Origin of the sequence: Xanthobacter autotrophicus (assembly GCF_005871085.1) — a bacterium.
Taxonomy (GTDB): Bacteria; Pseudomonadota; Alphaproteobacteria; order Rhizobiales; family Xanthobacteraceae; genus Xanthobacter; species Xanthobacter autotrophicus.
Genome location: NZ_VAUP01000035.1, coordinates 81,404 through 95,104 on the forward strand (window position 1 = coordinate 81,404; position 13,701 = coordinate 95,104).

Below are 13,701 nucleotides of genomic sequence, written 5' to 3' on the forward strand. Positions count from 1 at the left end.
ACGAGACCGGAGCGCCACACCAGATCTCAGGCGGGTACGGCCCGAGCCGCTACTTGATATACTTGTGCTTGTTTTCGACCGCGCCTTGCGGAAACAGCGCCCGCACGGCGGACCGCGCAGCAATATCGGCCTGCAACACAATGTCCCGCACCGGCTGCTCCGGACGACCGCGGAACGAGGTGACGTGGAATTCCTGCTCCGGATGCATGGGCGTGGGGCCGAAATAATAGTTCGACACGCAGCAGCGGCTCGCCGTGTTGGTGATCGGGCTGACCGAATGCCACGCCCGATGATGGGTTTCCATCACCGCCAGACGATTGAATTTGGAGTGGATCTTAATCTGCTTCTGCTTCGGACCATCCGGCCAAAGCTCGAGATTTCCGCCTTTGTCCTCGGGCCAGTCGGGCGACACATAGAAAAGCAGGTTGAGATTGCGCCAAAGCTTGCGATCTTTGTCGTGTGAATTATCGAGATGCGGATTGAGGAAATGTCCCGGAGCCATCAGCGAGATGCCACCGGCATAAAGATTGTCATCCGGCACCATATCGTGCTTGCCGACGATATCGCTGATGATTTGAACGACCTCCGGCTCCTGGAAGGCATAGATCGACTCCTCAAGAAGCCTGTCATGCTCATTCATCTGCGCAGAAATAAACTTCAGCTCCCGGAGAGATTTATTGAGCCGCATATTCTCCCCGGACGGAAATTTCCCGTGGATCGCAAGGGCCACATCCACCGGGAGAACATCGTCCACAACGAAATTTCGGATTGGCATACTGGATTCGTATTGCCGCTGAGCACGATCGAACTCTTCCCGCACGCGGGCGACGATAAACTTAGACAACGAAACACGATCATGCATTGGATTCCCCCTGACAGGCCCAATACCAGTTATGCCGAACGGCATTTCCCAAAATATCATATGACATCTCGGAATTAAATCCAGGATTGCAATTTTTATGAATGAACGCCTGAAAAATCTCGGCTTGAGCGATATTTTGCAAACTGCTCAAGACCTTTAGGCGCCTGTTACAACCTTTGGCTAGAGCGCCGCCGCCTTCGATCTGTCCGGCGGTCGCTTCACCGGGAAATCCCGCGCTGGACAAGGCCGGCGGCGAGTGATGAGTTGGCTTCAATGAAAACAAGCAGACGGGCAGGCTTCTGATCGGGCCGCCGGACGGGAGACATGCTTCGGGCCTCGGTCGTCATCTTCGCAGCGCTGGCCTACATCGGCTTCCTGTTCGCCATCGCGAGCTATGGCGACCGGCTGCGGCCGAAGGCGGTGCGGCGCGCGCCACGGCCCATGATCTATTCCCTGTCGCTGGCGGTCTATTGCACCTCCTGGACCTTCTTCGGCTCGGTGGGGCTCGCCACCACCCAGGGCTTTGACTTCCTCACCATCTATCTCGGCCCCATCATCCTGATGACCGTGGGCGCCCCCGTCTTCATGCGGGTGGTGCGGCTCGCCAAAGCCAACAACATCACCTCCATCGCCGACTTCATCGCGGCGCGCTACGGCAAGAACCAGGGCATCGCAGCGCTGGTGGCGCTCGTCGCCATCGTCGGCGCCATTCCCTACATCTCGCTGCAGCTCAAGGCGGTGTCGGCCTCCCTCGTGGCCATGCTCGGCCATTACGCAGGGGAGCACGGGCGCGGCACCGTGGTGGGCGACCTCGCCCTGTTCGTCGCCTGCGCCATGGCCGCCTTCGCCATCCTGTTCGGCACCCGCCATACCGACGCCACCGAGCACCAGGACGGCCTGATGCTCGCCATCGCCACCGAGTCCCTGGTGAAGCTCGCGGCCTTCCTCGCCGTGGGCATCGTCGTCACCTTCCTGATCTTCGACGGCCCGGCGGAGCTGTGGTACGCGGCGCGGGAAGCCGGCGTCACCGCGCCGTTCGAACACGGCTTCCCGCTCGGCAACTGGCTGACCATGATGGTGCTCTCCGGCGGCGCCTTCATGCTGCTGCCGCGCCAGTTCCACGTGGCGGTCGTGGAGAACAAGGGCGAGGAGGAGATCCGCCGGGCGCGCTGGCTGTTCCCGCTCTACCTGGTGCTCATCAACCTGTTCGTAGTGCCGCTCGCCCTCGCCGGCATGACGCTGTTTCCGCTGCAGATGGTGGACAGCGACGTCTATGTGCTGGCGGTGCCGCTGGCCGCCGGCTTCGACACCATCGCCCTGCTCGCCTTCGTGGGCGGGCTCTCGGCGGCCACCGCCATGGTGATCGTGGAATCGGTGGCCATCGCCATCATGGTCTCCAACGACCTGGTGATGCCCCTGCTGCTGCGCCACCGCGCCGCGAAGGCGGACAGCGGCCCGCCCGACGACATGACCAGCCTGCTGCTCATGGTGCGGCGGGTGGCCATCTTCGTCATCGTGCTGGCCGCCTATCTCTACCACCGCATCACCGGCGACGCGCAACTGGCCCAGATCGGCCTTTTATCCTTCGCCGCCATCGCCCAGGTGGGTCCGGCCTTCGCCGCCGGCATCCTGTGGCAGCGGGCGACCGCCACTGGCGCCATCGCCGCCATCCTCAGCGGCAGCGCCCTGTGGGCCTATACGCTGCTGGTGCCCAGCCTCGCCGAGGCCGGCCTCATCTCCTCCACCGTGGTGCAGAACGGCCCGTTCGGGCTGTGGCTGCTGAAGCCCACGGCGCTGCTCGGCCTCTCCGCCACGCCGCTGGCCCATGGGGTGGCCTGGAGCCTCGGCATCAACACGCTGGTGCTGGTGGTGGTATCCTTCCTCACCCAGCCGAGCCAGATCGAGCGGGTGCAGGCTCGCCTGTTCGCCGGCGGCGGCGATCGCGGGCAGATGCGCCCGGCCTTCCTGCGCTGGCGCTCCTCGGTAACGCTGGGCGAGGTGATGGCCACGGTGGAGCGCTATCTGGGCACCGAGCGGGCCCGCGCCGCCTTCGAGAACTATGCCCGCCAGCACGGCTTCATCCTCGATCCCCACCGGGAGGCGGACGCCGGCATGGTGCGCTACGCTGAGCATCTGCTCGCCTCGGCGGTGGGCGCGGCCTCCTCGCGCATCGTGCTGTCACTGCTTTTGCGCAAGCGCACCGTCTCCACCAAGGCGGCCCTCAAGCTGCTCGACGATGCCTCCGCCGCCATCCAATACAATCGGGAGCTGTTGCAGAGCGCCATCGACCATGTGCGCCAGGGCATTGCCGTGTTCGACCGCGACCTGCGCCTGGTATGCTGGAACCGCCAATTCGGCCAGATGCTCGACCTGCCCGCCGAATGCTACGCCGTGGGCGTGCCGCTCACCGACATCCTCGCCTCCGCCCCAGGCGACGACGAGGTGAAGGGGGTGGGCGCGCGCATCGCCCGCTATGCCCACCCCAGCCCCGATTTCTCCGAGCGCCTGCACCAGCGCGGCGCAGTGATCGAGGCCCGATCCGACGCCATGCCCGACGGCGGCCTCGCCGTCACCTTCACCGACATCACGGCCAGCGTGGAGGACGCGCTGGCGCTGGAGCGCGCCAACGAAAACCTGGAGCGCCGCGTCCGTGAGCGCACCGAGGAACTGGAGCGCCTCAACCAGGCGCTGGAGAAGGCCAAGGGCGAGGCCGAGGAAGCCAACATCTCCAAGACGCGCTTCCTGGCCGCCGCGAGCCACGACATCCTCCAGCCGCTCAACGCCGCCCGCCTCTACGTGACCGCCATGGTGGAGCGCGCCAAGGGACCGGAGGAGGAGCGGCTCGCCGGCAACGTGGATGCCTCGCTGGAATCGGTGGAGGAGATCCTCTCCGCCTTGCTCGACATCTCCCGCCTCGACTCGGGCGTGATGCGGCCGGAGATCGCGCCGTTCCGCCTCGCCGACATCCTGAAGCCGCTGGAGATGGAATTCGCGCCGCTGGCGCGGGAAAAGAACCTGGAACTCACCTTCGTGCCGTGCTCGCTGGCCGTGCGCTCGGACCGGCGGCTGCTGCGGCGCCTGTTGCAGAACTTCATTTCCAACGCTGTGAAATACACCCCGCGCGGACGCGTTCTGGTGGGCTGCCGCCGCCACGCCGGCCGGTTGCGGGTGGAGGTGCATGACACCGGGGTGGGCATTCCGCGCTCCAAGCACAAGGTGGTGTTCCAGGAGTTCCAGCGCCTCGACCAGGGCGCCAAGGTGGCGCGCGGGCTGGGCCTCGGCCTGTCCATCGTGGAGCGCATCGCCCGGGTGCTGGAGCACAAGGTGACCGTCACCTCCCAGCCGGGGCAGGGCTCCACCTTCAGCGTCGACCTGCCGGTGGCCGTCTCCATGCCGGAGGAGCCGCAGGCGACCCCCGCCCCCGCGCGCCGCGGCGCGCAGCTGGACGGCCTCACCATCCTCGCCATCGACAACGAGCCGGCCATCCTCGAAGGCATGGAAATGCTGCTCACCGGCTGGGGGTGCGAGGTCATCACCGCGCCGAGCGCCGCCGGCGCCCTGGAAGCGGTGCGGCTCAAGCGCAAGAAGCCGGACGTGGCGCTGGTGGACTACCATCTCGATGGCGGACACGGCATCGACGCCGTCATGTCCCTGAGGTGGAAACTGGGGAAACTGCCGGCCGTGCTCATCACCGCCGACCGCACCAAGAAGGTGCGCGACGCGGCCCGCGCGGCCGACATGGAAATCCTCAACAAGCCGTTGAAACCGGCGGCGCTACGCGCCCTGCTCGCCCATTGGCGGCTCGCCCGCTCGGCCGCCGAATAAGCCCTTACGGGCACTCCGCACGCGGCCGTTTTGCAACAGGTGCGGACCGTCCGGGTTAAGCCCTCGTTCATCCGCATGAACGCCCAATAAACGCCGCCTTCAGCCAGCGTTATGTGGCCGTGCCATAGAAGCACGCCCTCGGGGCATGGAAATGTTACTATTTTATTAAAGTTTGTAACTGATCCATGCTGACTTGAACGCGCGATATACTTTTGGAGCGTGGCTATGACGATCACGATTAACGTTCCCGTCTTCCCGCTGCGGAAAGAAATCGCCGCCCGCAAGCGGCGCATGGGTCTTGCCCTCGGCCTGCTGGGTCGTGGCACCAAAGGAGCCGCAAAAGGGGCGGGCACCGGCCCGGACCCGCGCTATACCGCCGACGGGCTGGAATTCGACGTGAGCGGCATCGGCAAGCCCGGACGGCGTGGCGAGGGCTGAGGCGGCGACGGCCTGACCCACAGGACGCGCGCGCCGCCCGGCGCGCGACCCGGGCACAACCGGCGCGGCCCACCCGGAAACACCGACCCGCCCGCGGCACACGCTCCGAGCCCGCGGCACCCCTGCCCCACCCGCGACACATTCCCCAAAGCCTGCGGCTGATTTGCCCACCTGCGGCGCCTTCGCTGTCGCATTGGGCCGCGGCTCTGATATATGCGCGTCACATAATCGAGCCACCGAGGGCCGCCATGGCGAACGTCACTGCTTTTCCGGACAAGGCCACCATCGCCGAGCAGACCGCGCGGATGCTGCTGGAGGTGGAGGCCGTGCGCTTTTCCTCCGGCGAGCCGTTCATCTTCACCTCCGGCTGGGCGAGCCCGGTCTATATCGACTGCCGGCGCCTCATCTCCTTCCCCCGCGTACGCCAGACGCTGGTGGACTTCGGCATCTCCACCATCTTCCGCGAGATCGGCTACGAGCAGTTCGACACGGTCGCCGGCGGCGAGACGGCGGGCATCCCGTTCGCGGCGTGGGTGGCGGACCGGCTGATGCTGCCCATGCAGTATGTGCGCAAGAAGCCCAAGGGCTTCGGCCGCAACGCCCAGATCGAGGGACACCTGGCCCCCGGCCAGCGGGTGCTGCTGGTCGAGGATCTCACCACCGACGGCAAGAGCAAGGTGACCTTCGTCAACGCCCTGCGCGAGGCCGGTGCCGAGTGCTCGCACTGCTTCGTGTTCTTCTATTACGACATCTTCGCCGAGGCCTCGGGCATCTTCGACCAGGCCGGGCTCAGTCTGCACCGCCTCGCCACCTGGTGGGACGTGCTGGCGGCGGTGAAGACCATGAACCGCTTCGAATCCGCCCAGATCGCCGAGATCGAATCCTTCCTCCACGATCCCCACTCCTGGTCGAAGGCCCACGGCGGCACCGCCGTCACTGGCGAGTGACGCATTGATGGACCTCTACGGCGTCCTCAAGCCCCTGTTCCGGTTCATCACGCCGGAGCAGGCGCACCACCTGTCCATCCGCGTGCTGAAGAGCGGCCTCGTGCCGGACCTGTCGGGAGGCCCTGACGATCCGGTGCTGGCGACGCGGGTGTGGGGGCTGGATTTCCCCAATCCGGTGGGCCTGGCCGCCGGGTTCGACAAACATTGCGAGGTGGCGGACGCCCTGTTCAAGTTCGGCTTCGGCTTCGTGGAGGCGGGCACGGTGACCCCCCGCCCCCAGCCGGGCAATCCCCTGCCCCGCCTGTTCCGGCTGGACGAGGACGAGGCGGTCATCAACCGCTTCGGCTTCAACAGCGAGGGCCTTGCCCCCTTTATCTTCCGGCTGGGCCAACGCCGGGCGGGGGGCAAGGGCGGCATCGTCGGCGCTAACGTCGGGAAGAACAAGGAGAGCGAGGACGCGCTGGAGGACTACGGCGCCGGCGTCTCCGCCACCTGCCGCCTCGCCGACTACCTGGTGTGCAACATCTCCTCGCCCAACACGCCGGGCCTGCGGGCGCTCCAGGCCCGGACGGAGATGGAAACCCTGCTTGCCCACGTCATCGGCGTGCGCAACGCCTCCATGCCCGATCCCGCCGCGCGCACCCCCCTTTTGGTGAAGGTCGCGCCCGACCTCGACGATGCGGCTTTGGCCGACGTGGCGGAAGCCTCGCTTTCCACCGGCGTGGACGGCATCATCATGGGCAACACCACCCTGTCGCGCCCGCCGAGCCTGCAAAGCAAGTTCAAGGACGAGACCGGCGGCCTCTCCGGCAAGCCGCTGCTGACCCTCTCCACCGAACGGCTCGGGGCGCTCTATCGCCTTGTGGGCGGCCGGCTGCCCATCATCGGCGTGGGCGGCATCGCTTCCGGGGCGGACGCCTATGCCAAGGTCCGGGCCGGGGCGAGCCTGGTGCAGATCTATTCCGCCTTGGTGTTCCACGGCCCCGGCCTCGTGGCCCGGATCAAGACGGACCTGGCCGCCCGCCTGAAGGCGGACGGCTTTTCATCCATCGCCGACGCGGTGGGCGTGGACGTGCGCTGAGGGCTCAGCCCGCGCGTGTCAGCCCGGGCGTTTGGCAAGCAGGTCGCGGATCTCGGTGAGCAGGACCTCGGAGCGGCTCGGCGCCGGTGCTGCCTTGTTCTCCTCCGCCCGGCGCAGGGTGTTGATGGTCCGCACCACCAGGAACAGCACCCCCGCCACGATCAGGAAGTTGATGGCGATGGTGATGAAGGAACCATACGCCAGTACCGCGCCCTGCTTCTTGGCGTCCACCAGATTGTCGGCTGTGACCGCCGATGACAGGGGGATGAAGTGGTTCGAGAAATCCAGGCCGCCCGTCACCGCGCCGATGACCGGCATGAAGATGTCGCCGACCAGGGACGACACGATGTTGCCGAAGGCCGCGCCGATGATCACGCCGATGGCGAGGTCCATCACATTGCCCTTGACCGCGAATTCCCTGAATTCCTTCAACACCGGCATGTCCGTCTCCCGAGCCGTTTCAGATCGCACCCTTGGGCGAATTCCTTACGCCACGCCATGGCGCGGCGCCAAGGGTACCGCAGGCAGGCAACGCGGCGGACCGGGCCGGGTTCACGCCCGGAGCGCAATTCCCCCTTCAGCCCCGAGTGCAACCACTTCCAGCCAAACGGATCGCGCGGTTGCGGCGCCGTTGCGTATGGCGTGACGCTTTCATGACTTTGAGTGCGCCCGTCCCTATGTTAGGGAGTGCCCGCCGCCGATGACGGGGGCGGGTCTTCGGGCTCTTCGGCAACACCCCAAGGGGCCCCTCACGGGTCAACCCCTCCGGGCAGAATGGCGACACGCTTGAGAATGGCGGACCGGCAAACCAGCTTCGCATATGAAGATCTCCTCGCCTGCGGACGTGGCGAGCTGTTCGGCGCCGGGAACGCGCAATTGCCGCTGCCGCCCATGCTGATGTTCGATCGCATCGCGGAAATTTCCGAGACCGGCGGCGAACATGGCAAGGGCTTCGTGCGCGCCGAGCTCGACGTGAACCCGGACCTGTGGTTCTTCGGCTGCCACTTCAAGGGCGACCCGGTGATGCCCGGCTGCCTGGGCCTGGACGCCATGTGGCAGATGGTGGGCTTCTTCCTCGGCTGGCTCGGCTCGCCCGGGCGCGGGCGGGCGCTGGGGCTCGGGGAGCTGAAATTCTCCGGCCAGGTGCTGCCCGACGTGAAGAAGGTGGTCTACGGCGTGGAGCTGAAGCGGGTGATGCGCTCCAAGCTGGTGCTCGGCATCGCCGACGGCTGGCTTTCGGCGGACGACACCATCATCTATCGCGCCAAGGATCTGAAGGTGGGCCTGTTCCAGGCCGATGCGGCACCGGCAGCGGGACCCGTGGGCGCCTGACAAGGCGCCGCCACGATCCGCAGCCATATTGCTGCTTTCCAATGGGGATTTGACATGCGGCGCGTCGTCGTCACCGGGATGGGCATCGTCTCGTCCATCGGCAACTCCACGCAAGAGGTGCTCGCCAGCCTGCGCGAGGCCAAGAGCGGCATATCCTTCGCCGAGGATCAGGCCAAGCTCGGCTTCCGCTGCCAGGTGCAGGGCGCGCCGACGCTGAACGCCGAAGAGGTGGTGGACCGCCGCGCCATGCGCTTCCACGGCGGCGGCACCGCCTGGAACCACGTGGCCATGGACCAGGCCATCCGCGATTCGGGGCTGGAGCCGTCCGAGGTATCCAACCCGCGCACCGGCATCGTCATGGGCTCCGGCGGCCCGTCCACCCGCACCATCGTGGAAGCGGCGGACATCGCCCGCACCAAGGGGCCCAAGCGCATCGGCCCGTTCGCCGTGCCCAAGGCCATGAGCTCGACCGCATCGGCGACGCTGGCCACCTGGTTCAAGATCAAGGGCGTCAACTATTCCATCTCGTCGGCCTGCGCCACGTCGAACCACTGCATCGGCAACGCCTACGAGCAGATTCAGTATGGCAAGCAGGACGTGGTCTTCGCCGGCGGCTGCGAGGAGCTGGACTGGACCCTCTCCAGCCTGTTCGACGCCATGGGCGCCATGTCCTCCAAGTTCAACGCCACGCCCCACAAGGCGTCCCGCGCCTATGACGTGAACCGCGACGGCTTCGTCATCGCCGGCGGCGCCGGCGTGCTGGTGCTGGAAGAGCTGGAGCACGCCAAGGCCCGCGGCGCCAAGATCTATGGCGAGGTCGCCGGCTATGGCGCCACCTCCGACGGCTACGACATGGTCGCTCCCTCGGGCGAGGGCGCCGAGCGCTGCATGCGCCTCGCCCTGTCCACCGTGAACCTGCCCATCGACTACATCAACCCTCACGCCACCTCGACCCCGGCCGGCGATCCGCCGGAAATCGAGGCCATCCGCAAGGTGTTCGGCGTCGGCGAGAAGTGTCCGCCCATCTCGGCGACCAAGTCGCTGACCGGCCACTCGCTGGGCGCCACCGGCGTGCAGGAAGCCATCTACTGCCTCCTCATGATGCAGAACGGCTTCATCTGCGAGAGCGCCAACATCGAGGAACTGGACCCGGTGTTCGCCGACATGCCCATCGTCCGCGCACGGCAGGACAATGTGAAGCTCGGCGCGGTGCTGTCCAATTCGTTCGGCTTCGGCGGCACCAATGCGTCGCTGGTCTTCAAGCACGTGGATGCGTGACCGGACGACCGCCCTGGTCAGGGTCGGTCATGAAAGGTGAAGGGTCGTCCCGTGGTGCCGGCCCGCGCGGTCTGCTATCGGCGTCTCAGACGCGAGAGGGTTGGTGATGCAGGACCTGATGAAGGGCAAGCGTGGCTTGGTGATGGGGGTCGCGAACGACCATTCCATCGCCTGGGGCATCGCCAGGGCCTTGGCCGGCCAGGGGGCGGAACTCGCCTTCACCTATCAGGGCGACTCCGTGGCCAAGCGGGTGAAGCCGCTGGCCGAGAGCCTGGGCTCCTCCATCCTCCTGCCGTGCGACGTGGAAGACCTCGCCAGCGTGGACGCCGTGTTCACGGCGCTCAAGGAGCGTTGGGGCGCCATCGACTTCCTGGTGCATGCGGTGGCCTTCTCCGACAAGTCGGAGCTGAAGGGCCGCTATGCCGACACCAGCCGGGAGAATTTCTCCCGCACCATGGTCATCTCCTGCTTCTCCTTCACGGAGATCGCCAAGCGTGCCGCCGCGCTGATGCCAAACGGCGGGTCGCTGGTCACCCTGACCTATGGCGGCTCCACCCGGGTGATGCCCAATTACAACGTGATGGGCGTGGCCAAGGCGGCGCTGGAAGCTTCCGTGCGCTATCTCGCCGCCGACTACGGGCCGGCCGGCATCCGGGTCAACGCCATTTCGGCGGGGCCGGTCCGCACGCTGGCCGGGGCCGGCATCGCCGATGCCCGCCTCATGTTCAATTACCAGAAGCGCCACGCGCCCCTGCGCCGCACCGTCTCCATCGAAGAGGTGGGTGGCTCGGCCCTCTACCTGCTGTCCGAGCTGTCGGGCGGCGTGACGGGCGAGATCCATTTCGTGGATTCCGGCTACAACATCATGTCCATGCCGCATCCCGACGTGCTGAAGCAGCAGGAAGACGCCGAGGCCAAGCTTGCCGCCGAAGCGCCGGTGAAGGCCGCGGAGTAGCGCCGGCCGGCGCCGAGTTCCGCCTCGGCTGACGCTGCGTCCGGCGCAATTGACCCTTTACCTCTCGCGCCGGAGCGCTACCTATCGGCGCGGACCGTTCCGACACCAGGAACGCCATCGCCACGTGCTGAGGTGGTAGGGGTATGGATTCGCTGGTCATCGCCGGGCTCGTTTTTGTCTGTCTGTTCGGCGGTGCCATGGGCGGCATGTGGGCGTCGCGCCGGCTGAAAGAGCAGCACCTCTCCAAGGAGACCCAGGAGGCGGTGAAGCTCGGGGTCGGCATGGTGGCGGCCATGGCCTCGCTGATCCTCGGCCTCATGACCGCGTCGGTGAAGGGGAATTTCGATTCCACCAGCCGCGACGTGCAGCAATACGCCACCTATCTCATTACCCTCGACGTGGCGCTCCGGCACTATGGGCCCGACGCCGATGCCGCCCGCGCGGCCCTGCGCGCCTATACAAGCCATGCCCTTGATGAAACCTGGCCCGGGCAGATCGAACCCCTGCCGGCCGAACCCGGACAGGTCGGGACCGGGCCAGCCACCCAGGTGCGCGTCACCAGCGACGTTTCCGAGGCGCGACTGTCCCAGGTCGGGCGCCTGATCCGCGCCCTGGACCCGAAAACCCCGGAGCAGAACGATCTCAGGTCGGAGGCGGTCGAGCGCTACAAATCCCTGTCGGCACTGCGCTGGGTGCTGATCGAGGAGAGCGCCACCCAGGTGCCCTCCATCTTCACTGTCGTGCTGATTGTCTGGCTCACCTTCATCTTCATGAGCTTCGGGCTGTTCTCACCGATCAATGCGGTTTCGGTATCGGTGTTCCTGCTGTGCGCCCTCTCCCTGGGCGGCGCCATCTTCCTCATCCTGGAGATGAGCACCCCTTTCGAAGGAATTATAATAATACCTCCAGATGCCATGCAGAAGGCCTTGCAGCACATGGTGAAGTAAGGGGCCCGCAGCGGCCTCGGCGCCGGCCGGGCTGGCGAGCGGGGATGAGCGGTCCAGCGACCACATGGGCGTTGCACTGCACCCCCCCAAAGGCTAGAGCAATTCCAGCAAAAGCGCGCAGCGGTTTTGCTGCTGGATCGCTCCGGGCCGGGCATACGCCCAACTCATTGAATTTGCGCAGCTTCAAACTGGCGGGCAATCCGTCCCGGTCGGAAGGTGCTCCACAGGCACGCTTTCCGCACCCGCGGTGAAGGTCCTCGCGGACTGCGGGCGATGCGGACGGCGATGCGCGACGCATATCGGCGGCGCCGGCCTTTTACGGACAGGAGTCGGACATGAGCCGCAAGACGCTGTGGGTGGCGGCGGCGAGCGTGCTCGTCGGCATCATCGTGCTGGGCCTCAAGACGCTGGCGTGGTGGGTGACGGGCTCGGTGGCTCTGTTGTCGGACGCGCTGGAGAGCATCATCAACGTGGCCGCCTCCGGCGCGGCGCTCATCGCGCTGCAGGTGTCCTCGCGGCCGGCCGACGACAACCACCAGTTCGGCCACCACAAGGCGGAATACATCTCGGCGGTGATCGAAGGGGTGCTGGTGGTGATCGCCGCCCTCACCATCATGCGCGAGGCCTATAACGGCTTCCAGAATCCCACCCTGCCCGACCAGCCGGTGAAGGGCATGCTGCTCAACGGCGCGGCCACCGTTGTCAACGTGGTGTGGTACGTCATCCTGATGCGCGTCGGCCGGGCCTATCGCTCGCCGGCCCTGATCGCCGACGCCAAGCACCTGATGTCGGATGTGGTCACCTCCGCCGCCGTGCTCGCCGGCTTTGTGCTGGTGCCGGTCACCGGCTGGCCGCAGTTGGACCCGCTGCTGGCCGGCCTCGTCGCCCTCAACGTGCTGTGGACCGGCTGGGGGATGATGAAGGAATCCGTCGGCGGCCTCATGGACGCCGCGCCGCCGCCGGATGTGGTGGCGCGCATCAAGGAGCTGGTCTCGACCCACGCCGCCGGAGCCATCGAGGCCCACGACCTGCGCACCCGCCATGCCGGGCGCATCACCTTCGTGGAGTTCCACCTGGTGGTGCCGGGAAACATGACGGTGGCTGCGGCCCACGAGATCTGCGACCGCATCGAGCATGCCTTCGAGCAGGACATGGACGACGCGGTCATCACCATCCATGTGGAGCCGGAAGACGAGGCCAAGCACCGCGGCGTGGTGGTGCTGTAACCGAAAGCCCGCAACGGCGGGGCCCGGCTTCACGCCCCTTGCTTCTACGCGCCCTTGGGGCGGAAGGCGGCGCAAACCCGCGGGTCGGTCTCGATGCGCTTGGCGCCGATGAGGTCGAGACAATAGGGGATGGCCGGGAACACCGCCGCCAGGCACACCGCGATGGATGCCGGCTTGCCCGGCAGGTTCACGATGAGGGTCTTGCCGCGCACCCCCGCCTCCTGCCGCGACAGGATGGCGGTGGGCACCTCATTCAGGCTGATGCGCCGCATCTGCTCGCCGAAGCCCGGCAGCGGCTTCTCGATCACCGCCGCCATGGCCTCGGGAGTCAGGTCGCGGGGGGCCGGGCCGGTGCCGCCGGTGGTGCAGATGAGGTCGAGGCCGGCGTGGTCGCACATGTCGATTAGGGTATCGCGCACGCTCTCAAAGCCGTCCGGGATGACGCGATAGTCGGCGCTCCAGGGGCTGGCGATGGCATGCCGGAGCCACGCCTCGATGGCCGGCCCCGAGAGGTCCGCATAGCCGCCGCAGCTGGCGCGGTCCGAGATGGTGACGATGCCGATGCGGGCTTGCGACATGGGACAGATCCGGTTCGTGCGAGGGCAGGCGCTGGCCGCGCATCCCCGGCCTCGACGGGGAGAGCCGGATCGAACGATCCGGCTCCGGGGCGGCCCGCCTGTGCTGGCGTGACCTGGGCTCAAATGCAAGCCCCGGATCACATGGCGTGTCCAAGTTTGGGGGGCAGCTTCGGTGCGTGTCACCGCGATGGATATCAACGGTAGCCGTCCCTTGCCCCATGAGGGGGGATCG

12 protein-coding genes are annotated in these 13,701 nt (G+C 66.7%); 9 read left to right on the plus strand and 3 right to left on the minus strand.

Annotated elements, in window-relative coordinates; translation table 11 throughout:
* Nucleotides 1-49 precede the first annotated feature (49 nt).
* On the minus strand, nucleotides 50-862 hold the full coding sequence (locus FBQ73_RS16385) for a 2OG-Fe(II) oxygenase (protein WP_138400567.1): 813 nt from the start codon (nucleotides 860-862) through the stop codon (nucleotides 50-52).
* A gap of 324 nt (nucleotides 863-1,186) precedes the next feature.
* Between FBQ73_RS16385 and FBQ73_RS16390 the strand changes: the two genes are divergently transcribed.
* The 4 genes from FBQ73_RS16390 (at nucleotide 1,187) to FBQ73_RS16405 (ending at nucleotide 7,153) form a co-directional block, all read left to right on the plus strand.
* Entirely contained in the window at nucleotides 1,187-4,687 is a 3,501-nt protein-coding gene (locus FBQ73_RS16390; RefSeq protein ID WP_138400568.1) for a PAS domain-containing hybrid sensor histidine kinase/response regulator, read from the plus strand.
* Nucleotides 4,688-4,912: 225 nt separating this feature from the next.
* Nucleotides 4,913-5,125, plus strand: coding sequence for a hypothetical protein (locus tag FBQ73_RS16395; protein WP_138400569.1), 213 nt, complete (start codon nucleotides 4,913-4,915; stop codon nucleotides 5,123-5,125).
* Between the two features lie 248 nt (nucleotides 5,126-5,373).
* The gene (locus tag FBQ73_RS16400) at nucleotides 5,374-6,072 is read left to right on the plus strand and encodes an orotate phosphoribosyltransferase (protein ID WP_011995736.1); all 699 of its coding nucleotides are present in this window, start codon (nucleotides 5,374-5,376) and stop codon (nucleotides 6,070-6,072) included.
* A gap of 7 nt (nucleotides 6,073-6,079) precedes the next feature.
* Nucleotides 6,080-7,153, plus strand: coding sequence for a quinone-dependent dihydroorotate dehydrogenase (locus FBQ73_RS16405; RefSeq protein ID WP_138400570.1), 1,074 nt, complete (start codon nucleotides 6,080-6,082; stop codon nucleotides 7,151-7,153).
* Nucleotides 7,154-7,171: 18 nt separating this feature from the next.
* Here the strand turns inward: FBQ73_RS16405 and mscL are convergent, their stop codons facing one another.
* The gene (gene mscL, locus FBQ73_RS16410) at nucleotides 7,172-7,588 is read right to left on the minus strand and encodes a large conductance mechanosensitive channel protein MscL (protein WP_170218947.1); all 417 of its coding nucleotides are present in this window, start codon (nucleotides 7,586-7,588) and stop codon (nucleotides 7,172-7,174) included.
* 357 nt (nucleotides 7,589-7,945) lie between these two features.
* Here mscL and fabA point away from each other — a divergent pair, with 357 nt between their 5' ends.
* The 5 genes from fabA to FBQ73_RS16435 all read left to right on the plus strand — a co-directional run bounded on the left by fabA (nucleotide 7,946) and on the right by FBQ73_RS16435 (nucleotide 12,891).
* On the plus strand, nucleotides 7,946-8,485 hold the full coding sequence (fabA, locus tag FBQ73_RS16415) for a 3-hydroxyacyl-[acyl-carrier-protein] dehydratase FabA (protein WP_138400572.1): 540 nt from the start codon (nucleotides 7,946-7,948) through the stop codon (nucleotides 8,483-8,485).
* A gap of 54 nt (nucleotides 8,486-8,539) precedes the next feature.
* Nucleotides 8,540-9,763: a beta-ketoacyl-ACP synthase I gene (gene fabB / locus FBQ73_RS16420; RefSeq protein ID WP_138400573.1), complete on the plus strand. Its 1,224-nt coding sequence runs from the start codon at nucleotides 8,540-8,542 to the stop codon at nucleotides 9,761-9,763.
* A gap of 106 nt (nucleotides 9,764-9,869) precedes the next feature.
* Nucleotides 9,870-10,718, plus strand: a complete 849-nt coding sequence (gene fabI, locus FBQ73_RS16425) for an enoyl-ACP reductase FabI (protein ID WP_138400574.1) — start codon at nucleotides 9,870-9,872, stop codon at nucleotides 10,716-10,718.
* A 143-nt stretch (nucleotides 10,719-10,861) separates the two neighbouring features.
* Nucleotides 10,862-11,665, plus strand: coding sequence for a bestrophin-like domain (locus tag FBQ73_RS16430; protein ID WP_138400575.1), 804 nt, complete (start codon nucleotides 10,862-10,864; stop codon nucleotides 11,663-11,665).
* 335 nt (nucleotides 11,666-12,000) lie between these two features.
* Nucleotides 12,001-12,891 (plus strand): cation diffusion facilitator family transporter, encoded by an 891-nt coding sequence (locus tag FBQ73_RS16435; protein ID WP_138400576.1) that lies wholly within the window; start codon nucleotides 12,001-12,003, stop codon nucleotides 12,889-12,891.
* Nucleotides 12,892-12,935: 44 nt separating this feature from the next.
* On the opposite strand, the gene mog is transcribed toward FBQ73_RS16435, so the two are convergent.
* On the minus strand, nucleotides 12,936-13,469 hold the full coding sequence (gene mog, locus FBQ73_RS16440; RefSeq protein WP_138400577.1) for a molybdopterin adenylyltransferase: 534 nt from the start codon (nucleotides 13,467-13,469) through the stop codon (nucleotides 12,936-12,938).
* Nucleotides 13,470-13,701 lie beyond the last annotated feature (232 nt).